Annotated in this window: 23 protein-coding genes; 8 read left to right on the forward strand and 15 right to left on the reverse strand. The window is 65.4% G+C overall.

What is annotated here, in order from left to right; all coding sequences use genetic code 11:
* Window positions 1–99: 99 nt before the first annotated feature.
* Entirely contained in the window at window positions 100–1065 is a 966-nt protein-coding gene (gene ubiA, locus ISM_RS05895; protein WP_009813210.1) for a 4-hydroxybenzoate octaprenyltransferase, read from the reverse strand.
* Between the two features lie 12 nt (window positions 1066–1077).
* On the opposite strand from ubiA, the gene ISM_RS05900 reads away from it, so the two are divergent.
* From ISM_RS05900 to ISM_RS05910, 3 genes are all read left to right on the forward strand, one after another.
* Window positions 1078–1845: a 16S rRNA (uracil(1498)-N(3))-methyltransferase gene (locus ISM_RS05900; protein WP_040617891.1), complete on the forward strand. Its 768-nt coding sequence runs from the start codon at window positions 1078–1080 to the stop codon at window positions 1843–1845.
* Window positions 1842–2372 (forward strand): hypothetical protein, encoded by a 531-nt coding sequence (locus ISM_RS05905; protein WP_009813212.1) that lies wholly within the window; start codon window positions 1842–1844, stop codon window positions 2370–2372. Before ISM_RS05900 ends, ISM_RS05905 begins: the two co-directional genes overlap by 4 nt.
* Window positions 2373–2449: 77 nt before the next feature.
* Window positions 2450–3820, forward strand: coding sequence for a glutamate--cysteine ligase (locus ISM_RS05910; RefSeq protein ID WP_009813213.1), 1371 nt, complete (start codon window positions 2450–2452; stop codon window positions 3818–3820).
* 19 nt (window positions 3821–3839) lie between these two features.
* On the opposite strand, the gene pncB is transcribed toward ISM_RS05910, so the two are convergent.
* The 3 genes from pncB to ISM_RS05925 form a co-directional block, all read right to left on the reverse strand.
* Entirely contained in the window at window positions 3840–5132 is a 1293-nt protein-coding gene (gene pncB / locus ISM_RS05915) for a nicotinate phosphoribosyltransferase (protein WP_009813214.1), read from the reverse strand.
* 86 nt (window positions 5133–5218) lie between these two features.
* Window positions 5219–6082 carry an SDR family oxidoreductase gene (locus ISM_RS05920; protein WP_009813215.1) on the reverse strand — a complete coding sequence of 288 codons (864 nt, stop codon included), beginning with the start codon at window positions 6080–6082 and terminating at the stop codon, window positions 5219–5221.
* Entirely contained in the window at window positions 6079–6516 is a 438-nt protein-coding gene (locus ISM_RS05925) for a VOC family protein (RefSeq protein WP_009813216.1), read from the reverse strand. The genes ISM_RS05920 and ISM_RS05925 overlap by 4 nt, the downstream gene beginning before the upstream one ends.
* Before the next feature lie 80 nt (window positions 6517–6596).
* On the opposite strand from ISM_RS05925, the gene ISM_RS05930 reads away from it, so the two are divergent.
* From ISM_RS05930 to ISM_RS05940, 3 genes are all read left to right on the forward strand, one after another.
* Complete coding sequence (locus tag ISM_RS05930) at window positions 6597–8072, forward strand: AMP nucleosidase (RefSeq protein WP_009813217.1); 1476 nt, start codon at window positions 6597–6599, stop codon at window positions 8070–8072.
* A gap of 130 nt (window positions 8073–8202) precedes the next feature.
* On the forward strand, window positions 8203–8490 hold the full coding sequence (locus tag ISM_RS05935; RefSeq protein ID WP_009813218.1) for an HU family DNA-binding protein: 288 nt from the start codon (window positions 8203–8205) through the stop codon (window positions 8488–8490).
* A gap of 126 nt (window positions 8491–8616) precedes the next feature.
* On the forward strand, window positions 8617–9504 hold the full coding sequence (locus ISM_RS05940) for a DMT family transporter (RefSeq protein WP_009813219.1): 888 nt from the start codon (window positions 8617–8619) through the stop codon (window positions 9502–9504).
* Here ISM_RS05940 and ISM_RS05945 read toward each other — a convergent pair.
* From ISM_RS05945 to ISM_RS05975, 7 genes are all read right to left on the reverse strand, one after another.
* The gene (locus ISM_RS05945) at window positions 9501–10196 is read right to left on the reverse strand and encodes an ABC transporter ATP-binding protein (RefSeq protein ID WP_009813220.1); all 696 of its coding nucleotides are present in this window, start codon (window positions 10194–10196) and stop codon (window positions 9501–9503) included. The genes ISM_RS05940 and ISM_RS05945 overlap by 4 nt on opposite strands.
* Window positions 10183–10902 carry an ABC transporter ATP-binding protein gene (locus ISM_RS05950; protein ID WP_009813222.1) on the reverse strand — a complete coding sequence of 240 codons (720 nt, stop codon included), beginning with the start codon at window positions 10900–10902 and terminating at the stop codon, window positions 10183–10185. The genes ISM_RS05945 and ISM_RS05950 overlap by 14 nt, the downstream gene beginning before the upstream one ends.
* Window positions 10899–11843, reverse strand: coding sequence for a branched-chain amino acid ABC transporter permease (locus ISM_RS05955; protein ID WP_009813223.1), 945 nt, complete (start codon window positions 11841–11843; stop codon window positions 10899–10901). Before ISM_RS05955 ends, ISM_RS05950 begins: the two co-directional genes overlap by 4 nt.
* Window positions 11840–12766, reverse strand: coding sequence for a branched-chain amino acid ABC transporter permease (locus ISM_RS05960; RefSeq protein ID WP_009813224.1), 927 nt, complete (start codon window positions 12764–12766; stop codon window positions 11840–11842). Before ISM_RS05960 ends, ISM_RS05955 begins: the two co-directional genes overlap by 4 nt.
* A gap of 143 nt (window positions 12767–12909) precedes the next feature.
* Window positions 12910–14217 carry an ABC transporter substrate-binding protein gene (locus tag ISM_RS05965; RefSeq protein ID WP_009813225.1) on the reverse strand — a complete coding sequence of 436 codons (1308 nt, stop codon included), beginning with the start codon at window positions 14215–14217 and terminating at the stop codon, window positions 12910–12912.
* A 136-nt stretch (window positions 14218–14353) separates the two neighbouring features.
* The gene (locus ISM_RS05970) at window positions 14354–15691 is read right to left on the reverse strand and encodes a hypothetical protein (RefSeq protein WP_009813226.1); all 1338 of its coding nucleotides are present in this window, start codon (window positions 15689–15691) and stop codon (window positions 14354–14356) included.
* Window positions 15692–15796: 105 nt separating this feature from the next.
* Entirely contained in the window at window positions 15797–16120 is a 324-nt protein-coding gene (locus ISM_RS05975) for a DUF3775 domain-containing protein (protein WP_009813227.1), read from the reverse strand.
* Between the two features lie 259 nt (window positions 16121–16379).
* Between ISM_RS05975 and ISM_RS05980 the strand changes: the two genes are divergently transcribed.
* Window positions 16380–18404 carry an NADPH-dependent 2,4-dienoyl-CoA reductase gene (locus tag ISM_RS05980; protein ID WP_040618347.1) on the forward strand — a complete coding sequence of 675 codons (2025 nt, stop codon included), beginning with the start codon at window positions 16380–16382 and terminating at the stop codon, window positions 18402–18404.
* Between the two features lie 60 nt (window positions 18405–18464).
* On the opposite strand, the gene ISM_RS18640 is transcribed toward ISM_RS05980, so the two are convergent.
* From ISM_RS18640 to ISM_RS05990, 3 genes are all read right to left on the reverse strand, one after another.
* Window positions 18465–18695, reverse strand: a complete 231-nt coding sequence (locus tag ISM_RS18640) for a hypothetical protein (protein ID WP_009813229.1) — start codon at window positions 18693–18695, stop codon at window positions 18465–18467.
* 15 nt (window positions 18696–18710) lie between these two features.
* Entirely contained in the window at window positions 18711–18875 is a 165-nt protein-coding gene (locus tag ISM_RS18645; RefSeq protein WP_009813230.1) for a hypothetical protein, read from the reverse strand.
* A gap of 77 nt (window positions 18876–18952) precedes the next feature.
* Window positions 18953–19972 (reverse strand): alkane 1-monooxygenase, encoded by a 1020-nt coding sequence (locus ISM_RS05990; RefSeq protein WP_009813231.1) that lies wholly within the window; start codon window positions 19970–19972, stop codon window positions 18953–18955.
* Window positions 19973–20166: 194 nt separating this feature from the next.
* On the opposite strand from ISM_RS05990, the gene ISM_RS05995 reads away from it, so the two are divergent.
* Window positions 20167–21852, forward strand: coding sequence for an NAD(P)H-dependent oxidoreductase subunit E (locus ISM_RS05995; protein WP_009813232.1), 1686 nt, complete (start codon window positions 20167–20169; stop codon window positions 21850–21852).
* A 60-nt stretch (window positions 21853–21912) separates the two neighbouring features.
* Here ISM_RS05995 and ISM_RS06000 read toward each other — a convergent pair whose 3' ends face one another.
* The gene (locus ISM_RS06000; RefSeq protein WP_009813233.1) at window positions 21913–22989 is read right to left on the reverse strand and encodes a Hint domain-containing protein; all 1077 of its coding nucleotides are present in this window, start codon (window positions 22987–22989) and stop codon (window positions 21913–21915) included.
* Window positions 22990–23108 lie beyond the last annotated feature (119 nt).

Below are 23108 nucleotides of genomic sequence, written 5' to 3' on the forward strand. Positions count from 1 at the left end.
ATAGGAAACGGGCGGCACTGCGCCCCACACATACTCGTCCAGCAGGCAAGCCTGAGCTGGCCCGCCTCACTGTTTAGGGGGATCGCCCCGTGAATTCAATCAGATGAGCAGAGCGATGGCGAAAATCGGCAAAGGCAGCAAACCCGCGTCCCTGTTGGACCGAAAGAGCCGGATCAGCACAGCGCCATCTTCGGCGTCGAACTGTCGCAGCTGCCAGAACATATGCATCCCGAACGCCCAGGGCGCGATCAGCGCCACCAGACGCGCCATCGGATCGCCGCCCTGCGTCGCCACGATCACCGCCGCCATCATTAGGATCACCGCCACCACGAGGAACCTTGCGAGCCACGCAGGCGTCCGCTCGGCAAAGAGCCGCGCCGTCGATTTCACCCCGATGATCGCATCGTCCTCGGCATCCTGATGGGCATAGATCGTGTCGTAAAACAGCGTCCAGGCGATCCCCGACAGATAGAGCAGCACCGGCGCAAGGCCGAGCGACCCGACATGCGCCACCCAGAGCATGAGCGCCCCCCAGTTAAAGGCAATGCCCAGAAACACCTGCGGCCACCATGTGAACCGCTTGGCAAAGGGATAGATCGCCACCGGACCGAGCGACAGGACCCCCATGAGGATCGCCGCGCTGTTGAAGCTGAGCAGGATCACCAGACCGAGCAAGAGCTGCAGCCCGAGCCAGACAAACGCCCCGCGCAGCGACACCTGCCCCGACGGGATCGGCCGCGACGCGGTCCGCGCCACCGACCCGTCGATATGCCGGTCGGTGATGTCATTCCAGGTACAGCCCGCCCCGCGCATCACAAAGGCCCCGATCGCGCTGGCCACAAAGAGCCACAGATCGCCCCAGCCCGCCTGCCCCGTGTGCAGCATCGCCAGCAAGAGCCCCCACCAGCACGGCAAGAGCAAGAGCCATGTGCCGATCGGCCGATCCGCCCGGCTGAGCCGGAGATAGCCGCGCGACCACGCCGGCGCATAGAGATCGACCCAATTGCCTTTCGGCGCGTCGGAAACTTGGCCCGCCGCCTCTGGCGTATCCTGCGGTACGGTCATATGTTCCCCCTCATGAGCGCGACAAAGATCAGATTGTATGTAGATCACCCGCTGGGGGCGGGGCAATCGGTTCCTGTGGACCGGGATCAGGCGAATTACCTGTTCAACGTGATGCGGCTGGATCAGGGCGCGTCGGTCACCCTCTTCAACGGGCGCGACGGCGCATGGCGCGCCGAGGTGGCCGAACGTGGCAAACGCGGCGGCGCGCTTCAGGTCGCGGAACAGACCGCGCCGCAGCGCAACCCGCCCGATCTCTGGCTGCTCTTCGCTCCGATCAAGAAGGCGCGCACCGATTTCATCGTCGAAAAAGCCGCCGAAATGGGCGCCTCGCGCATCTTGCCGGTGCAGACCGAGTTCACCAATTCCGAACGCATCCGGCAGGACCGGCTACAGGCCCATGCCATCGAGGCCGCCGAGCAATGCGGCGGCACCTTCGTGCCCGAAGTGGCCGATCTGGCGCGGCTCGACCGGCTTTTGTCGGACTGGCCCGAGGAGCGCCAGCTTATGTTCTGCGACGAGGCGCTTTTTGACCGGCCCAGCCCGCTCACCAATGGCGATGCGACCAGCAGCGGCACCGGCACACCTTGGGCCATTCTCATCGGCCCCGAGGGCGGCTTTTCCGACGCCGAGCGCAGCCGCCTCCACGCCCTGCCCTTCGCCCACCCGGTAAGCCTCGGCCCGCGCATCCTGCGCGCCGACACCGCCGCCGTCGCCGCCATGACCCTCTGGCAGGACCGTCTTGGCGACTGGACCGCGCCCAACTCGGACCCGGTCCGGTGATCCGCCCCGCGGCCCGGGCGGCGCTCTGGCGCTGGCGCGATGTGCTCGCGGGGCTGGCGGTTCTGGCGCTGGCGCTCTGGGCGGTGCTCGGCGCCTTTGGCATCCTCCACTGGCTCGGCTGGCTCGGCCTCGTGCTGGGCGCGGCGCTGGTCTGGACCGGCTGGCAGCGGCTGCGCTTTCACCGCGATGCCGACGGGCCGGGCGTGGTTTCCGTCACCGAAGGCCAGATCAGCTATTACGGGCCGCTCTCCGGCGGCGCGGTCGCCCGCTCCAACCTTTTGCGCCTGACCTATGACCCGACCGGCAAACCCGCCCATTGGGTGCTTGGCCATGATGGCGGACCGGACCTTCACATTCCCGTGACCGCCGCCGGGGCCGAGACGCTCTTTGATTTCTTCAGCAGCCTCCCCGGCCTGCGCATGGAACAGCTTTTGCGCGTCACCACGGGCCCCGGCACCACGCCCACCCGCCTGTGGCAGCGCAACACCACCTCCCACGTGACCGAACTCATCAGCAGATCACATTAACATCATCACGGTCCTGCGCCTTGACACCCCCCGGTCTTGGCGGCACCACAGCCCGGACCCTTAACGCGGAGACAGCCATGTCCATTCCCCAGTCCGGCGGCGGCCCGATCGAACACCACAGCCAACTGGCTGGCTATCTGGAAAGCGGCTGCAAACCGCGCGACGCATGGCGCATCGGCACCGAACACGAGAAATTCGGCTATTGCCGCGACAGCCTCCTGCCGATCCCCTATGAGGGCGAGCGCAGCGTGCTGGCCGTGCTCGAAGGTCTGCGCGATGTCCACGGCTGGGCCCCGGTCGAGGAAAAGGGCAAGCTCATCGGCCTTGAAAAAGACGGCGCCAATGTGAGCCTCGAACCCGGCGGGCAGCTCGAACTCTCGGGTGCGCCGCTCGAAACCATCCACGAGACCTGTGACGAGGTGAACGCCCATCTGCGCGACGTGAAAGACATCGCCGACAAGGTGGGCGTCGGCTTTATCGGCCTCGGCGCCGCCCCGCAATGGAGCCATGAGCAAATGCCGCTCATGCCGAAGGGCCGCTACAAGCTGATGGATGCCTATATGCAAAAGGTCGGCACCATGGGGCGCTCGATGATGCGCCGCACCTGCACCGTGCAGGTCAATCTCGACTTCGCCTCCGAGGCGGACATGGTGCAGAAACTGCGCGTCGCGCTGGCGCTACAGCCGGTGGCCACCGCGCTCTTTGCCAATTCGCCCTTCTTCGATGGCAAGCCCAACGGCCACAAAAGCTGGCGCAGCCGCGTCTGGCGCGATCTCGACGCCGACCGCACCGGCATGATGCCCTTCGTCTTTGACGAGGGCTTCGGGTTCGAGGCCTATGCCGAACACGCGCTCGATGTGCCGATGTATTTCGTCTACCGCGACGGCGAATATATCGACGCGCTGGGCCAGTCCTTCCGCGACTTCCTGCGCGGCGAACTGCCCGCACTGCCCGGCGAGAAACCGACGCTGAGCGATTGGGCCGACCATCTCACCACCCTCTTCCCCGAGGCGCGGATCAAGAAATTCATGGAAATGCGCGGTGCCGACGGCGGCCCGTGGCGGCGGCTCTGCGCCCTGCCCGCCTTCTGGGTCGGTCTGATGTATGATCAATCGAGCCTCGACGCCGCCTGGGATCTGGTCAAAGGCTGGGATGCCGAGACCCGCGACGCCCTGCGCGTGGCCGCCTCCGAACAGGCGCTGCAGGCCAAGGTCGGCGGGCTCAATATGCACGATCTCGCCCGCGAAGTGCTCGACATTTCCGAGGCCGGGCTCAAGGCCCGCGCCCGCCCCGGTGCCGGTGGCCTCGTCGCCGACGAGACCCATTTCCTCAACGCCCTGCGCGAAAGCGTCGAAAGCGGTCAGGTCCCCGCCGACGAGCTGCTCGAGAAATACAATGGCGAATGGGACGGCGATCTCGACCGGATCTACCCGGACTATTCCTACTGATTGGCAGGGCGGTGGCGCCTCAAACGACCACCGCCTGCTCTTCCTGCTCACCGACGCCAAACACCCGCTTGTACCGTGCAATCTCTTCCGCCGGCCCCATCGCTTTGCGCGGATTGTCCGAGAGCTTGACCGTCGGCCGACCATTCGCCGCCACCGCCTTGCAGACGAGCGAAAACGGCGCCAGCGCATCCTCCGGCGTCAGCCCCCGGAAATCATTGGTCAGCAACGTCCCCCAACCGAACGACACCCGCACCCGCCCGGCAAACTGGGCATGCAGCGCGATGATCTTCTCCTCATCGAGACCGTCCGAGAAAATGATCAGCTTCTGACGCGGATCTTCGCCGCGTTCCTGCCACCAACGGATCGCCGTTTCGGCCCCGGTCGCCGGATCGCCGCTGTCGATGCGAATGCCCGTCCACCCCGCGAGCCAATCCGGCGCATTCTCCAGAAACCCCGCCGTGCCATAGGTGTCGGGCAGGATCATCCGCAGATTGCCGTCATGCTCCTCATGCCAATCGCTGAGCACCTCATAAGGCGCCCGCGCCAGCGCCGCGTCATCCTCGGCCAGCGCCGCATAGACCATCGGCAATTCATGCGCATTCGTGCCAATCGCCTCGAGATCGCGGTTCTTCGCAATCAGGCAATTCGACGTGCCCACGAATGTCTCGCCAAGCCCCTCGCCCATCGCCTGCACGCACCAATCCTGCCAGAGGAAACTGTGCCGCCGCCGCGTCCCGAAATCCGCAATGCGGAGCCCCTCGACCCCGCGCAGCCGCTCGACCTTCTCCCAGAGCTTGGTCATCGCCCGCGCATAGAGCACCTGCAGCTCGAACTTGCCCATCTGGTTGAGAACCGCCCGCGACCGCAGCTCCATCAGAACCGCCAGCGCCGGGATCTCCCAGAGCATCACCTCCGGCCAGCTCCCCTCAAAGGTGAGCTCATACTGCCCGTCCCGCTTCTCGAGATGATAGGGCGGCAGCCGCAGCGCCTCGAACCAATCCATGAACTCCGGCGTGAACATCTGCCGCTTGCCATAGAATGTGTTGCCCCGCATCCAGGTGCTCTCGCCCCGCGACAGCGACAGCGACCGGATATGATCGAGCTGCTCGCGCAGCTCGCCCTCATCCACCAGATCGGCCAGCCGCACGGATTTCGTCCGGTTGATCAACGAAAAGGTCACCTGCGTGTCCGGCTTGTTGCGAAACACCGACTGACACATCAAGAGCTTGTAGAAATCCGTGTCGATCAGCGACCGCACGATCGGGTCGATCTTCCAGCGATGATTGTGAACGCGAGTGGCAATATCGACCATGGACAGGCCTCCGGAACTATGACCGGGCTGTTAAATCAAAGCCCCGGCAGAGTGGCAAGACCGCTCTGCCTCTCGCTCTGCCCCTGCTAGACCTCGGGCTTTTCCGCCGCCGCCAGCGCCTGCAACCCGGCGCGATAATCGGGATAGCGCAGCGTCACGCCAAGCGCCTCCTTGATCCGGTCATTCCGCACCCGCTTGGATTCCGCGTAGAAACTGCGCGCCATCGGCGTCATCTCGGCCGCGTCGAAATCCACCGCCTCCGGCACCGGCAGTCCCAAGAGCTCGGCGGCATAGGCGATGACCTCTTCCGGCGGGGCCGGGTCGTCGTCACAGAGGTTATAGACCGCGCCGGGATCGGGCCGCGCGATCGAGGCCGCGAGTACCTGCGCGATATCCTCCACATGGATGCGGCTGAACACCTGCCCCGGCTTGATGATCCGCCGCGCCGTGCCGCGCCGCACCTTGGCAAAGGGGCCACGCCCCGGCCCGTAAATCCCCGCCAGCCGAAAGATATGCAGCGGCAGCCCCGGCACCGCGCGCCACTGCGCTTCGGCCGCCTGCCGCATCTCGCCGCGCCGCGTCGAGGGCGCCAGCGGCGTCTCCTCATCGACCCAGCCGCCGCCGTGATCGCCATAGACCCCGGTGGTCGACAGATAGCCAGCCCAGTCGAGCTGCGCGGCATAGTCACGGATCAGATCACCATAGGTGTTGAGCACCGGATCGCCCGCCTCATCCGGCCCGGCACTGATCAGGATATGGGTCGATTTGGCCAAGATAGGCTCTATATCGCCCTGCCCCCAAATGATCGGCTGCACGCCCTCCTCGGCCAGCGCCTCGGCCTTCTCGGCATCACGCGTCGTGCCATAGATGGTCCAGCCATGCTCCAGCAGCTCCGCCGCCAGCGCCCGCGCTGAATAGCCATGTCCAAAGGACAGCAATCTTTTCGTCATTCCGACCCCCGGGCTTGCAACGGGCGCGACGGCACCCAGACATAGCCCGTATCGCTCAGGATAAAGGCCTCGCGCAACCCATGCGGCTTGTCCGTCGCCGCCTGCAACACCATCGCCCCCCGCGCCTCGGCCCGCGCCACGGCCGCGTCGGGGTCACTGTCGTATAGGCGGATCTCGATCCCCGCCCCGCGCGCCCCCGCCTCGGGCAAGAGCGACAACAGCGGATGCGCCCCATAGGTATGGTCGCCATGGATCTGAAACACCTGCGCCCCATAGGGCACGATGGCGAAATCGCGGCTCACCCGATGCGCCTTGAGGTCGAACACATCCGCCAGAAAGGCCAGCTCCTCCGCCACGTCCCGCACCAGAATATTCATCCCGATCCCGCGCAGGGACCGGCCGAAATCCTCCGGGCTGACCGTTTCGAAATCCATTCGCCTCTCCCTCTTTGGCGCAGCTTGATCCTGCCCCCCCAGTCTGTCAACCTGACCGCCACATCATTGCAGGACATGACATGACCGACGGCCAAGATATTCTGACACCGGACAGCGCCTCTGTGCGCGCCTTCGACGATGCCGCCGCCGCCGTGGACCATCTGACCGCACTCTATGACGAGGCGATTGCCTTCTTGCAGGACGGGTTCGCCGAGGCGCTGTCAGGCCAGATCCCGAGCACCCGCATCCGCGCCTATTACCCCGAAATCCGCATCTCGACCCAGAGCCATGCCCAGGTCGACAGCCGGCTGAGCTTTGGCCATCTCGCCGCCCCCGGCACCTATGCCGCGACGATCACCCGGCCCGATCTCTTTCGCAACTACCTGCGCCAGCAGATCGGCCTGTTGCTGCGCAACCATAATGTGCCGGTGCAGATCGGCCCCTCGGACACGCCGATCCCGGTGCATTTCGCCGTCACCGGCGAAGAGGGGCTCTCGGTGCCGCATCAGGGCGCCGCGCCCTTCACCTTGCGCGACTATTTCGACGTGCCCGATCTCGCCACCACCAATGACGATATCGTCAACGGCACCTATCAGACGCCGCCCGGCGCGCCCCTGCCGCTGGCCCCTTTCACCGCGCAGCGCGTCGATTACTCGCTCGCGCGCCTCGCCCATTACACCGCGACCGACCCGGCCTATTTCCAGAACCATGTGCTCTTCACCAACTACCAATTCTATGTCGAAGAGTTCGAGGCCTTCGCCCGCACCGCGCTCGCCGATCCCGACAGCGGCTATGAGAGCTTTGTGACCACCGGCAACACCCGCATCACCGAGGCCGACGCGCCGCTGCCCATGCCCGCGAAACTGCCGCAGATGCCCGCCTATCACCTGACCCGTGCCGATGGCTCGGGCATCACGCTGGTCAATATCGGCGTCGGCCCGTCCAACGCGAAAACCGCCACCGATCATATCGCGGTGCTGCGCCCCCATGCCTGGCTCATGGTCGGCCATTGCGCCGGGCTCCGCAATTCCCAGAGCCTCGGCGATTTCGTCCTCGCCCATGCCTATCTGCGCGAGGACCGGGTGCTCGATGCCGACCTGCCCGCCTGGGTGCCGATCCCGGCGCTGGCCGAGATCCAGATCGCGCTCGAACGCGCCGTCGAACACGAGACCCGGCTCGAAGGCTATGACCTCAAGCGTATCATGCGCACCGGCACCGTGGCCAGCTTTGACAACCGCAACTGGGAATTGCGCGACCAATCCGGCCCGGTGCAGCGGCTGAGCCAATCCCGCGCCATCGCCCTCGACATGGAAAGCGCCACCATCGCCGCCAATGGCTTTCGCTTCCGCGTCCCCTACGGCACGCTGCTCTGCGTCTCCGACAAGCCGCTGCATGGCGAATTAAAGCTTCCCGGCATGGCCTCGGACTTCTACAAGACCCAGGTCGCGCGGCATTTGATGATCGGAATCCGCGCCATGGAAAGCCTGCGCGGCATGCCTCTGGAGCGCCTTCACAGCAGGAAATTGCGCTCTTTTGACGAAACCGCTTTTCTTTAGGCCTGTTTTAGGGGCAAAAAGCCTAGAAAACCGCATATACGCGGCCACTATTCGTTGTGTTTGTATACAAGATAGCGTTAGATTACGCGACAGAGGCCCAAATCACCGGGCAGTTGAAGGAGACCATGAAATGGCAAAACCCCTGACCAAATCCCAGCTTTCCGCCGTTCTGGCCGAAGAAATGGGCAGTGACAAGAAATCCGCCGCGGCTGCGCTCGACGCCGTCTGCGCCGTGATCACCCGCGAAGTGTCGAACGGCGGCGCCGTGACCCTGCCGGGCGTTGGCAAAATCTACTGCCGCGAGCGCCCCGAGCGTATGGTCCGCAACCCCGCGACCGGCCAGCAGATCAAGAAAGAGGCGGACAAGGTCGTGAAAATGACCATCGCCAAGGCGCTCAAAGACAGCGTCAACGGCTGATCTCCGCATCATCGGACAGATCCAAAGGGTCGCCCTCGGGCGGCCCTTTCACGTTTCGCCCAACCGCCCTTTCCAATCCCGCCGCCCTGTGCCACTCCTTGCGCCATTGCAGGGGGGAAGTGCACCATGGACATTCGCGCGATCATTATGGGCGTCGGCTTTGCCGTCATGTGGTCCTCGGCCTTCACCTCCGCCCGGATCATCGTGGCCCACGCCCCCCCGGTCAGCGCCCTCGCCCTGCGCTTCTTCATCTCCGGCATGCTCGGCGTGCTCATCGCCCGCGCCCTCGGCCAGAGCTGGCGCCTCACCCCGCCGCAATGGCGCGCGACGATCATCTTCGGCATCTGCCAGAACGCCCTCTACCTCGGGCTGAACTTCGTCGCCATGCAGACGGTCGAGGCCTCGCTCGCCGCGATCATCGCCTCCACCATGCCGCTCCTCGTGGCCCTGGCGCTCTGGCTCTTCTGGGGCGAACGGCCCGCGCCTCTGGCGGTGCTCGGCCTCATCGCCGGCGTCATCGGCGTCGCGATCATCATGGGCTCGCGGCTCTCGGGCGGGGTCGATCCCTATGGGCTGATGCTCTGCATCGGCGGCGTTATCGCGCTCACCTTCGCCACGCTGATGGTGCGCGGCGCCACCTCGGGGGGCAATTTCCTGATGGTGGTCGGGCTACAGATGCTGGTCGGCAGCGCCGTGCTCGCCGTTGTCGCCCTGCCCACCGAGACCCTCGACATCACCTGGAGCTGGAGCCTCATCGCTGCCTTCGCCTATACCACGCTGATCCCCGGCCTCGCCGCGACGCTGGTCTGGTTCCTGCTGGTCGAACGGATCGGCGCCACGCGGGCCGCCACCTTCCACTTCCTCAACCCGTTCCTCGGCGTCGCCGTGGCGGCGATCTTCCTCTCCGAGAAAATGGGCCTGATGGACCTGATCGGCGTCGGCGTGATCATGGCGGGCATCCTCGCGGTACAGCTCTCGCGGCAACGCAAACCCGCCGCCGCCCCCGCCGCCTAAACGCCCACGTAACGATCGACGATGGAATGATCGGCCCGAAGCGCCTCGGCCGACAGGATCTCGCCATTGCGGCCATTCTCGATAAAGGCCACCCGATCCGCCACCGACAACACCGCATCGACCCGCTGTTCCACCAGCAGGATAGCCACCCCATCCGCCCGCAGCTTGACGATCACCTGCCGGATTGCTTCGATCATCGAGGGCTGCAACCCCTCCGTCGGCTCATCGAGCAACAGCGCCTTGGGCCGCAGGCACAGCGCCCGCGCCGTCGCCAGCATCTGCTGCTCGCCCCCCGACAGGGTCTGCGCCTTCTGCCCCATCCGCTCGCGCAGCCGCGGAAATAGCTCGAGAACTTCCTCCAGCACCTCCCGCCCGCTGCCCCGCGTCATGAGACCGACCTCAAGGTTCTGCGCCACGGTCAGCCCGGCAAAGAGCCGCCGCCCCTGCGGGATATAGCCGATGCCCCGGCGCGGCACCTCATGGGCGGGCAGGCTGCCGATATCCTCGCCATCGAGGCTGATCCGCCCGGACATGAGCGGCAACAGCCCCATGATCGTCTGCATCGTGGTGGTCTTGCCCGCGCCATTGCGCCCGAGCAGGCAGAGGATCTCGCCCGCCTGCACCTCAAGCGACAGATCGCGCAGCACCTGCGCCCTGCCATAGCCCGAATTGACCGCCTCAAGCCGCAGCATCGCCACCCCCAAGATAGGCCGCCTGCACCTCGGCATTGGCACGGATCTCCTCCGGCGTCCCCTGCGCCAGCATCTCGCCGAAATTGAGAACGCTGACCCGGTCCGCCACCTCCATCACCACCTGCATGTTATGCTCGATGAGAAGGATCGTCGTCGCCCCCGCCAGATCGCGGATCAGCGCCTTGAACTGCGCAACCTCGCCTTCCGCCAGCCCCTGCGTCGGCTCGTCGAGGATCAACAGCCGCGGCCGCTGCACGAGGCCCATGGCAATCTCCAGAAGCCGCTGATGCCCATAGCTGAGATCGCCCGCCTCCTGATCGATCCGCTCGCCAAGCCCGACCCGCGCCAGCGCCGCCTCAACGGCCTGCGTCACCTCGCCCTGCGGCACCCGCCGCCGCGCCGCGAGCGCCACGTTCTCGCGCACCGGCAGCCCCGGAAAAACCGAGGTGATCTGAAACGTATAGGACATGCCCGCCATGATCCGCTTATGCGCGGGCCAGCTGGTGATCTCGACCCCGTCAAATTCGATCGTGCCCCGGCTCGGCGGGATGCGCCCCGAAATCATCCCCACAAGGGTCGATTTCCCGGCCCCGTTCGGCCCGATGAGCGCCCGAACCTCGCCTTCCTCAAGGTCGAAATCGACCCCCTCAACGGCGATCAGCCCGCCGAAATGACGGCTGAGCCCCCGTGTCCGCAACAGGCTCATGGCAGCCACCCGAACGCCCGGCGGCGCAGCTCGCCCATGATCCCCTGCGGCGCAAACAGCGTCAGCAGCACAAGCGCCACCCCGGCGATGAGCATATGCGCCGTCGTCACCCCGGAACTCAGGTCGATCAGGTAGAACATGAAGAGCGCGCCCATGAACGGCCCGAGGATCGTCCCCGCCCCGCCCAACAACACATAGAGAAGCGGCAGGATCGAATGCGGCACCGCGCCGAAACTGGCTCCGGCATAGCCAAAGAGAAGCCCGTAAAACGCCCCCGCTGCCGCTGAAATAGTGCCTGATATGACCATCGCCCCGAGCTTATGCGCCTGCGTGTCATAGCCAAGCATCCGGACCCGCTCCTCATTCTCCCGAATGGCGATGAGCGTCCGGCCAAAGGGCCGCCGGATGAGCCAGAGCGACAATAGTAAACAGGCCGCGAATAGCACCAGCGCCGCGAAATAGCGATTGCTCGGCTCGCTGAGATCAATCCCCCAGAGCACCCGCTGCGCCGATTGGATCACGAACCCTTCGTCGCCCCGCGTATATTCGCCGAAATAGAGAATGGTGAGATATCCCGCCTGCGCGAACATCAAGGTCACGATCATGAAGGCCACGCCGCTCGTCCTGAGCGCCAAAAGCCCCAGCGCCAGCGACACCACCGCCCCCGCGCCGATCCCCAGCACAAGCGCCGGCGCAGGCGACAGCCCGCCATGCTGAATGCCAAGCCCCATGCCATACATGCCCGCCGCAAAGAACAGCGCATGGCCAAGGCTCAGCAGCCCGGTATAGCCAAAGAGGATGTTATACCCCACCGCATAGGAGGCGAGCACCATGATCCGCGCGAGATTGCCGTGGTGATAGGCGGGCAGCAGGAATTGCAACGCAAAGAGCACCGCGATCAGCCCGAGATGCAGCCCCCAGATCCGCCCCGCCCCGCTCATACGCCGCGTGTCCCAAAGAGGCCCTGCGGCCGAAAAACGAGCACGAGGCCGACCAGCAGCGTCGCGAGGATCTTCGCCAGCGTCGGCGAGAAAAACACCGAGATGATGCCATCGCTGAGGCCGATGAGAATGGCCGCCACCACCGTACCGGGCAGGCTGCCCAGCCCGCCGATGATCACCACGATAAAGCTCAGAAGCAACGGATCGGCCCCCATCAGGTAATGCGCCTGCTGGATCGGCACGATCAGCACCGCCGCCATCGCCGCCAGCCCCGCGCCAATGCCAAAGACCATGGCGTAAACCTTCTCGACCGGGATGCCAAAGGCCTGCGCCATGTCCCGATCCGCCTGCGTCGCCCGCATCACAAGGCCAATCCGCGTCCGCGCCATCATCGCCCAGATCCCACAGAGCAGCACCACCGCCGCGCCAATCACGGCGAGCTTGTAACTCGTCGTGCTGAGACCCCAGGGCCAATACATCGCCAGCCCGTTCTCGCCCCACTCGAACCACGGCAGCGCCAGCCGCGTGTTGAACGGCGCCTCCACCGGCCGCGCATCGGGGCCATAGCTCATCAAGGTGAGCTGCTGAATGATGTACAAAAGCCCGATGGTCGCCACGATGGTCCGCTCCGGGTCATAGTCGAGCCGCTTGAGGATGGTCATATCCGCCACCACCGCCAGCACGCCGACCAGCACCGGCGCCACCACCAGCGCCACCGCGAACCCAACCGCCGGATGGCCAGAAATCGCCCGCGTCAGCACATAGGCAATCACCGCGCCCAGCATGAAGAACTCGCCATGGGCGATATTCACCACCCGCATCACCCCGAACACAAGGCTCAGCCCAACCGCCGTCAGCGCCAGCACCGCCGCCGTGACCGAGCCCTCCAACGTGGCCAGCATGAGATAAGGTCCAAGCTCCATAACCCCCGACGATGACCCGGCGACCCCGTATTTGGCAAGGAAAATTATCTGTCCCCTCAAAGGGATGCGCAAAAATGCACAGCCCGGCGCCGGTCCGTGACCGCGCCGGGCTAAATTGTTAGCGTACTATCAATATATTAGCGTCAGAACCCCTGCGTCGTGTAATCCACCTCATCGGGATACATGCCATCCTCGATCGAGGTTTTATGCACAACCTTGAGCGCCCCATCCTCCACTTTCGAGATATATTGATGCCCAAACACCTGGTGCGTCTTGCCGTTGAAAAGCTTCGCCCCCTGCGGATGCGCCTGGCTCTCCGGCATCTCGCCCATCGCCTCGACCGCCTCAATCAACGCCGCCCGATCGCCGATGCCCTGATAATTCGCAGCCTCCATACCGGCCTTGATCACATGCATCGTCTCCCAGCAGCCGAACATATGCGCATAGGTCGACACATCGCTCGGATCATTGACCGACGCGCCCCGCGCATCGACCCCCACCGCCTCGCGATAGAACTTGTCATGCGCGCTCTGGTCCTCCTGCGCATTGCGCGGATTGCCCTCCCAGAAATAGGTCCCCTCGAGATACTCAAGCCCCGGGCTCGCGATATCCACCGCCTCGAGACTGTCGATAAAACCGAAAATCTCCGGCCGCGACGGACCAAAGAACTCGCCCAGCTCCTTCACAAAGGTCAGAACCGCCGGCCCCACCATCACATGATAGAGCACCTCGGTCTCGCGCGGGATCTTGGGGAAATACTTGGTGAACGACGTCTCCGCCGGCGGGATCGCGATATGTTCGAGAACCTCGCCCCCCTGTGCCTCGATCGCCGCGGTAAAGAAATCCCGGTGATCATGGCCAAAGGCGAAATCCGGAAAGATCATCGTGACCTTCTTGCCAAGGTTCTCCGCCACAAAGGGCGCCATCGCCTGCACCTGGCTCTTCACATCGGTGATCCCGGGCTGAAGCGTATAGCGGTTGAGCATGCCGCTCGCCACGTGATGCCCCTCCGACACCACGAAATACGGTAGCTTGAGCTCGCCGGCCCGCGGGCTCGACCCGATGACCACATGGCTAAACAGCGTGCCAAACCCCACGTCACAGCCGTGCTGGTTGGCGAATTTCTCGACCACTTCCGCACCGCGCTTGGGGTCGGTGCCGTCATCCTCGGCCACGATCTCGACCATCCGGCCATTGATTCCGCCACCCTCGTTGATGAGCTTGACCGCCGCCTCGGTGGTCCGCCCGTACCAGCGCCCATAGGCCGCGCCGATCCCCGTGCGGTGCACCTGAAACCCGATCTTGATCGGCTCCGAGGTGCTCGCCTGGGCATAGCGCGCCCACATCGGCAGGCTCGCCGCCCCCGCGCCCAGCGCCAGCGTCTTGAGCGCGCCGCGCCGCGTGGTGGAACTGACCTGAGACTTCATCTTGGAATTGGACTTGTCGGACATGGTGCGACCTCCGCATTGCATCGTTGGTGGACGAATTTTGTTATTTTGTGCCGATCCTGCGGCGCAATCGGCCCTCTTGTCCAGTGATTTACGCAAGGTCATCCCCCGAGGTCACGCGCGCCCCTAGCCCGCCCGCCTAGCCTGCCCGCGGGCTCGCCAAGAGCCAGAGCCCGAACACCGTATAGCCGAGCATGAAGAGCGCCAGAGGCAGCTGGCTGACCACCGCCCGCCGATGCCCGCCCATCAGCCGCAGCGCCATCACATGCGCCATCAGGATCGCCACCACATGGCCCAGCACCACCACCCCGGCCTGGCAGAGCCAGATCACCCGCACCGGCCCCGGCGTGTTGAGAAACCCGGCCGTCACATGCACATGCGGCCCGCCCAGCGCGTCACTGATCCGCGCCAGCACATATTGCCCATCCACCAGAAAACTCGGCAGGTAATGCGCGATATGATAGGCGAGCGCGATGGGCAGGATCGAGGGCGCGAACACCCCCAGCGCCCGGGCGATCCCCACGCCCCCCCCGGCCAGCCGCAGCCCCAGCACCAGCGCCGCGACAAAGGCCGCGACAAGCATCAGATTGGCCCCGATCAACCCGGCCAAATTCGACCCTATCACAGCGGAACGGCCTGAAAACTCCAGCGGGTTCAACCCCAGCACCCCGAACCACCAAAAGGTCTCGTTGAGCCCGTCAAAACTCCCGGTCCCGAGCAGCAAGAGCGCGAATATCGCGGCGCTCCCCCCGACATTGCCGCGCCGCATCCATTGCCAGCCCGGCAGGCCCATTCCCTGCCGCCCGCGCGCTCGGCCGAGCAACGCCATTCGCCCGTATTGCCGCATCAAAACAGTGACAAACTCACCGTAATAGAGCCATTTTACCCCAAAGAGCAGCAGCAGGATCAACGTCCCCAGCCAATAGAGCCCGACAATCAGGGCGAGCCGCGCCGGATCGGCCGGGGCCGGATCCGCCAGCAAGAACGCTCCAAACCCCAAGAGCCCCGCCACCGCTGGCCAATGGCCGAGGCTGCGCGGATAGCGCAGCGGCACCCGCCGCCGCCCGAGCTGCGCCAAAAGCCACCCCGCCCCGGTCCAGGGGTTGAGGCGCCGCCACAGCCCGCCAAACACCCCCTCCCAGGTCACCATCCCCATCCACCAGACGACCCAGATCGTCAGCGGCAGCGGATTGCCCAGCGGATCGCGGCTCCCGCCCCAGCCCGCGGCGAGGAGCGACAGCAGCACCGCCATGGACATCAGGCTCGAACCATGCCGAATATTGAGATTTTTCACAGGCCAGAGCCGCAGCGGGCGAAACAGCCCCCGCGCCATCCGCGCGGGCAGCACCGCCAGCAGGATTATGGTCAGCGCGACGCTCGCGCCCCCGGCAGAGATATAGACATCGGTGGGCAGCAAGAGGACAAACCCCTGCTCGCTGGCATGGGCCCGCGCCATGCCGGGCGTCACCCCGGCCATGGCCAACGCCCCGGCCCGTCCCGCTCCGATCCTGTGCCGCATCCCGGCCCTCGTCTCTGCCCTCATCCGCCCACTATGCGGCGGGGGGACAAAAACGCAATCGTCTCAGCCGCCTCGGATCAGATCATCCTCATCCTCGGTGAGCCGCACGCCAAGCGCATCGGCCCCGTTTTCGAGATGATCCGACAGATGCGGCGTCCCCATCAGGTAATCGATGAGCGGCGCATCCCGGCCCAGCGCCTCTTCGACGGCCTCGGGGATTTCGTCGGTCTGGAAACTGCCGCGCCCGATCCACATGACCACCACGAGGCTCAGAACCTCCTCCTCGGTCATCCGCTCGAACAGGCCGCGAAGCTCGGGGGCCGCGCGGCGTCCCTCGCGCACCATCAACACGACCTGTGCGATCTTGGCGTTGCTGATCTCCAACATCCGCGCCTCCCGGCCCTGGGCCAAAGCTGCACGATCATAGCAGGATTCGCTTGTGAAAGCGCGGCTGATCTGCCGCGCCCCTTGCGCAAGGGTTAACGTGCCCGCCCGGCCAAACCGCCACTGTCGCGTTACCGACGCAATACCGACGTTCTGCCGACCCAGGATTTCGGCGGCTTTCGGGGCAAATCCTAACGCAGCGTCCGGCGTGACATTAACCCTCTGAATGGCCAAGGTATCCCGGCAACCTCAGGAGGCCGCCATGACTGACTACCCGCATCTTCTGTCCCCGCTCGATCTGGGCCATGTCACCCTGCCCAACCGCGTGCTGATGGGCTCGATGCACACCGGTCTCGAGGAAACCAAGGACTGGAATCGGGTCGCCGAGTTCTACGCCACCCGCGCCCGCGGCGGCGTCGGTCTCATGGTCACCGGCGGCATGGCCCCGAACCGCGAAGGCGGGGTTTTCCCCGGCGCGGCGGGGCTCTTCTCGGACGAGGACATCGCCAATCACCGCATCGTCACCGACCGCGTTCATGAGGCTGGCGGCCGCATCGCCATGCAGGTGCTGCACGCCGGGCGCTACGCCTATGGCCCCGAATGCGTGGCCCCCTCGCCGATCAAATCGCCGATCTCTCCCTTCCCGCCGAAAGAGCTCGATGAAGCGGGCATAGAGAAACAGATCAGCGACATCGTCACCGCCGCCACCCGCGCCCGCGAGGCTGGCTATGACGGGGTCGAGATCATGGGCTCCGAGGGCTATTTTATCAATCAATTCCTCGTCACCCACACCAACAAACGCACCGATCGCTGGGGCGGCTCCTATGAAAACCGGATGCGTCTGCCGCTCGAAATCGTGCGCCGCACCCGCGCCGCACTGGGCGAGGATTTCATCATCATCTACCGGCTCTCGATGATCGATCTGGTGCCCAATGGCTCGACCTTCGACGAGGTGATCGAACTGGCGCAGCGCATCGAGGCGGCGGGCGCGTCGATCCTCAACACCGGCATCGGCTGGCACGAGGCCCGCATCCCGACCATCGCCACCTCCGTGCCCCGCGCCGCCTTCACCTGGGTCACCGCCAAGCTGATGGGCAAGGTCTCGATCCCGGTGATCACCTCGAACCGGATCAACACCCCCGCGGTGGCCGAACAGGTGCTCGCCTCGGGCTCTGCCGACATGGTCTCGATGGCCCGCCCCTTCCTCGCCGACCCCGATTTCGTGGCCAAGGCGGCGCGCGGCGAAGCGGACCAGATCGCCCCCTGCATCGCCTGCAACCAGGCCTGCCTCGACCACACGTTTTCCGGCAAGATCAGCACCTGCCTGGTCAACCCCCGCGCCTGCTTCGAGACGGAATTGGTTATCACACCGACCGATGCCCCAAAACGCATCGCCGTCGTCGGCGCCGGCCCCGCCGGCCTCTCCGCCGCCCTCACCGCCGCCCAGCGCGGGCATAAGGTGGCGCTGTTTGATCGCGCCGAAACCATCGGCGGCCAGCTCAACATGGCCCGCCGCATTCCCGGCAAGGAAGAGTTCCACGGGCTGGTCGATTGGTTCGCCACAATGGTCGATCAGGCTGGAATAGAGACGCATTTGGGCCAGGAACCCACAGCCGATACCCTCGCCGCCTATGACGAGGTGATCATCGCCACCGGCGTCCTGCCCCGCGATCCCGACATCCCCGGCCAGGACGGCCCCAACGTGCTGAGCTATATCGACGTGTTGCGCCACAAGGCCCCGGTCGGCAACCGGGTGGCCATCATCGGTGCGGGCGGCATCGGCTTTGACGTGGCCGAATATCTCACCACCGACGACAGCCCCACCGAAGACCTCACCGCCTGGAAAGAGGAATGGGGCATCACCGATCCCGAAACCCATCGCGGCGGGCTCGGTCCCGAAGGCCCGCAACCCGAAGAACCGGTGCGACATGTGACCCTGTTACAGCGCAAAGCCGAGCGGCCCGGCAAACGTCTGGGCAAGACGACGGGCTGGATTCACCGCGCCACGCTGCGCATGAAAGACGTGAAAATGATCGGCGGCGTCAACTACGAACGGATCGATGCCGACGGGCTGCACATCAGCCATGGCGAGGCTCGCGAAAACCCGACCCTGATCGAGGCCGACACCATCGTGCTCTGCGCCGGACAACTGCCTGAACGCAGCCTGGCCGACGCGCTCATTGCCCAGGGGATCACCCCGCATATCATCGGCGGCGCCGATGTCGCGGCCGAGCTTGACGCCAAACGCGCCATTGATCAGGGCACGCGACTCGCCGCGGCGTTCTGAGCTCCTCTTTCTGGTCTTAAATACCCCTCTGCGCCCGATCCGGGGCGCAGGCCTCACGCTTCAGGCGCCGACATCCGGGCCAATGCAATGCAGCGGTTCGGCGCTTTGCTCCACCTCATAAAGCTCTAGCCGCGAGGGATCGCTCTCGAACCGGGCAACGAGACCACGCGCGCCGCGCTCAAAGCTCCAGCATTGCGGCTCATCGAGATGCTCGTAGGTAAAGCAGATGTTGCCGCCCTCCTCATACCAGCGCCCGTCCTGACATTGCCCGTCGAGGACCGACCAGCGCACCCGCCGATTGTCGAGTTATTCCTCGCCCCCATAGGCCGATCCGTCGCGCCCATAGTAAAAGGTCTTGCCGCGCGTATAGGCGTCGAACTCGGCGGCGCTCATGCTCTGCCCGGCAAGCCCGGCGGCAGGCAGTCCAGCGATCGCCCCGATCAGGGCCAGATATGTTGCAACGACACGCATCCTGCCCAAAGCCTGCCAAAGCCCGCCGCCCTTGGCCAATCTTTTCCGCCCAACGCGCCGATTGGGCAAAGCGATGCTCATGTCTCGCCCGCCCAGCGCCGCGCCCGCCCGTCCATCACCCGACGCCAGAGCGGCGGCCAGAGCGCCAGCGCCCCCATCACCGGCACCGGATAGGGTAGCATCGGCATCTCCTCCTCCAGCCGCAGCGCCGGAAAGGGCCGCGACGGGGTCACGTGATGATCGCTATGGCGCGGCGCGTTCACCATGAGCGCCGAGCTATACCAATGCGGGCTGTTCCATGCGTGCCGCGGCCCCACGGGTTCGAGCCTGCCCTGCCCATCGCGCCCCCGGCGCAACCCGTAATGCTGCACATAGTCCGACATATAGATCTGCATCTGTGCATGCAGACACAGCGCCAGATAGATCAGCAGCCCGGCCCGCCCCAACAGCCCCCAAACCACAAGGAGCAGGGCAATCGCCACCGCCCCATAGAGCAGATAGGGATGCCGCCAGAACGGATGACCGGCCCGGCGCAGCATGGCGCTCTCGGCCGCAAACCCCGCGCGAAAACTGCCCAGCGACGCAATCAGCGCATAGCGATAGAACCCCCGCCCGAGACGCGGCGTATTGGGATCGGCCTCGCTGCCCACATGGATATGATGCACCCGGAGATGGGCGCTCGCATGATGCCCGATCAACAGGCTCGAATAGATCAGCCGACCGAGCAGACGCGCCCCCCGCCCCGGCTGATGAATGAGCTCATGCGCCACCGGATGCGAAATCTGCCCAAAGATGAGCCCCGTCGCGAGCCCGAGCGCCAGCTTGCCAAGCCCCGACGCGCCCCCCGTGACCAGCCCACAGAGCACCACAGCCAGCACCACGAAATGCCCGATCCCGAGAACCCAGAGCAACGCCCGCGCCGCCGGAAACTCGGCCCCCGGCGCGGCATTGCCCATATCGCGCGCCACGAGGCGATCCATCCCCGCCACCAGCGCCGTCATATAGACGAGCCCCGCATAGACCCAGCCGCCGCCCAAAACGGCCCCCGCCAGAACCAGCAGCATCGGCGTCATCGTGGCTATGGCAAACAAGATCATCGCGCGCGCGGCCCCTCTCAGATGACGGCGCAATCCCCTGCGCCTATCGGAAACATTCGGTCATTTATCGGCACGTTATCGGGGATTCACCGGCTTGCCCAACGAATCTGAGGGCATTTACGTCGCATTTGACATCGCACGCCCCCAATCGCTGCGGCTATTGCTGGCGCAACCAAGATCGAAGGAACCGGATAATGGCACTGGATGAACGCAAGGGTGTATGGAAATCGGGCAAAGGCAAGGGCCGCACCACGCCCAAGGGCCGTCAGCTCGACGATCAGGCGTGGGACGAGGTGCGCGCGCTGCTCGGCGACCGTCCGCGCCGCCGCGATCTGCTGATCGAGTTTCTGCACCTGATCCAGGATGCCTATGGCCATCTCTCCGCCGCCCATCTGCGCGCCCTGGCCGAAGAGCTGCGCGTCGCCCAGGCCGAGATCTACGAGGTCGCGACCTTCTACGCCCATTTCGACGTGGTCAAAGAGGGCGAGACACCGCCGCCCGCCCTGACCATCCGGGTCTGCGATTCGCTGGCCTGTGAGCTCGCCGGCGCGGAGCAGCTCAAATCGGCACTGGAAAGCGGCCTCGACCCGGCCGAGGTCCGCGTGCTGCGCGCGCCCTGCATGGGCCGTTGCGACACCGCGCCGGTGCTCGAACTGGGTCACAACCATATCGACCACGCCACCCCGGAAAAAGTCGAGGCGGCCATCGCGGTGGGCGACACCCATGCCCATCTGCCCGACTATCAGACGCTCGACGCCTACCGCGCCGAGGGCGGCTATGCCCGCCTCGCCGAGATCCGCGACGGCGGTGATTTCGAAACCATCCAGCAGACGCTGCTCGATGCCGGTCTGCGCGGTCTTGGCGGGGCAGGCTTCCCCTCGGGCCGCAAATGGGGCTTTGTCCGCGCCGCCCAAGGCCCGCGTTACCTCGCCGTGAATGGCGACGAGGGCGAGCCGGGCACGTTCAAGGACCGCTACTACCTCGAACGCACGCCGCATCTCTTCCTCGAAGGCATGCTGATCGCCGCCTGGGCGGTCGAGGCCGAAACCTGCTTTATCTACATGCGCGACGAATATCCCGCCGTGCTCGAGATCCTCGCCCGCGAAATCGCAGCCCTCGAAGAGGCGGGTCTCGTGGCCCCGGGCTATATCGACCTGCGCCGTGGCGCCGGCGCCTATATCTGCGGCGAAGAAAGCGCGATGATCGAATCCATCGAGGGCAAGCGCGGCCTGCCCCGGCACCGCCCGCCCTTCGTGGCGCAGGTCGGCATCTTTGGCCGCCCGACCCTCGTCAACAACGTCGAAACCCTGCTCTGGGTCGCCCGCGTGCTGCGCGAAGGCCCGGAAATCCTCTCGGGCGTGGAAAAGAACGGCCGCAAGGGCCTGCGCTCTTTCTCGGTCTCGGGCCGCGTGAAGAACCCGGGCGTGCATCTGCTGCCCGCCGGCTCGACCATGCAGGACATCATCGAGGCCTGCGGCGGCATGCTCGACGGTCACAGCTTCAAGGCCTATCAGCCCGGCGGCCCCTCGGCTGGCCTGCTGCCCGCCTCGATGTCCGACATCCCGATGGATTTCGACGTGCTGCAGGAACATGGCACCTTCATCGGCTCGGCCGCCATCGTGGTGCTCTCGGACCGCGACAGCGCCCGCGACGCGGCGCTCAACATGCTGCGCTTCTTCGAAGACGAAAGCTGTGGCCAATGCACCCCCTGCCGGGTCGGCTGTGAAAAGGCGGTCAAGCTGATGCAGGCCGACACCTGGGATCAGCCGCTTCTGGAAGAGCTCTGCACCGCCATGGCCGATGCCTCGATCTGCGGTCTGGGTCAGGCCGCGCCGAACCCGATCCGCCTCACGATGAAGCATTTCCCCGACGAGATCTGATCTCGAAAAGCTCTGGACAGGAAGGGCCCGCCTTTCCTGTCCGCCTCACGCCTCGGCCCTTTACGCCACCGACCGGGCCGTCCCCACGGGCGGCGCGATCAGCCCCAATTCCTCGCGATGCGCCTCGAACTCGGCCCGCGACAGGATCGGCAGCGCCGCAGGATAGGGGTTGCCGGTGACAAACCGCCCCCTCTCCCAGGCCTGCCCGATCCGGGGAAAGGCGCGGAACAGATCCGCCCGCATCCGCTCCTCCATATGGCGCAGCGATTGCGCACCGGGTTTGAACGTCTCCGCCCACATGCCGCAGACATTCACCACCTCATGCACCCGCGTCAGCAGGTGAAAGATCTCAACCCGCCGCCCATCCGCGATGAACCGGCAGCCGCGCAGCCCCTGTTCGGCCAGAAACTTCACCTTCACCAGCCGCTGCTGCCCGGCCACACAGAGCGCGAGCCGATGCTGCACCGTGACCAAAACCGCCTCGCGATTGCCAAAGGCGTCGCGCGGAATGCAGACGAGCCGATTGTCCGGCCCCGCGCCCCCCGCGCCAATCTCGGCCCGGATCACGCTCTGCCCGACCCAGCGCAGCCGCGCCACCCCGCCGCGCAGCACCTGCACCGCATCGCCCCGGCGCAGCGCCTCCACCGCGACCGGCCCCCGGTCCGAGGCAATCCGCGTGCCCCGCGCATAGCAGATGGTCTGCAAATAGACATCGTCATCGCTGCGCCCGCCAAACTGCGTGTCATCGACGAAAAACGGTGAATTCTGCGCCTGGAATGATCCCTGCGACAGCAACAACGCCACGTTCTGGCCGGTCTGATCCTTGCCCGTCGCGGTCAGCGTGCCCTTTTGCTGCGGCGTGCCACTGCTCTCCGACCCGTTGCGCGTCTGCCCGACCACCGCGTTGTTCACCTGATAGATGGTGCCGCCGATGGTGATGGTAAAGGAAATCACATCCCCCTCTTCGAGCAAGCCGGGATTGCCATCCTCCGCCGCCCAGATCGTCGCCGCGCCGCGCACCCCGTCATGATCGGGAAGATGCACCCGGAGGCTGCTATTCTGCGGATGGGTCGTGTTGTAATTGCTGCCGGTCGCCACCGACGCGTACATCTGGCTCGTGTTCAGCAGAACGGGCATGACCTGACAACTCTACTCCACCTGACCGCACAGCAGACATCCCTCCAACGCCACGCGAAGGATGCCCCCGACAGTCTGACCGAGAAAGCTTTCCAGAGCCTTTACGAGATCAGAGATTT

Origin of the sequence: Roseovarius nubinhibens ISM, from assembly GCF_000152625.1 — a bacterium.
Taxonomy (GTDB): domain Bacteria; phylum Pseudomonadota; class Alphaproteobacteria; order Rhodobacterales; family Rhodobacteraceae; genus Roseovarius; species Roseovarius nubinhibens.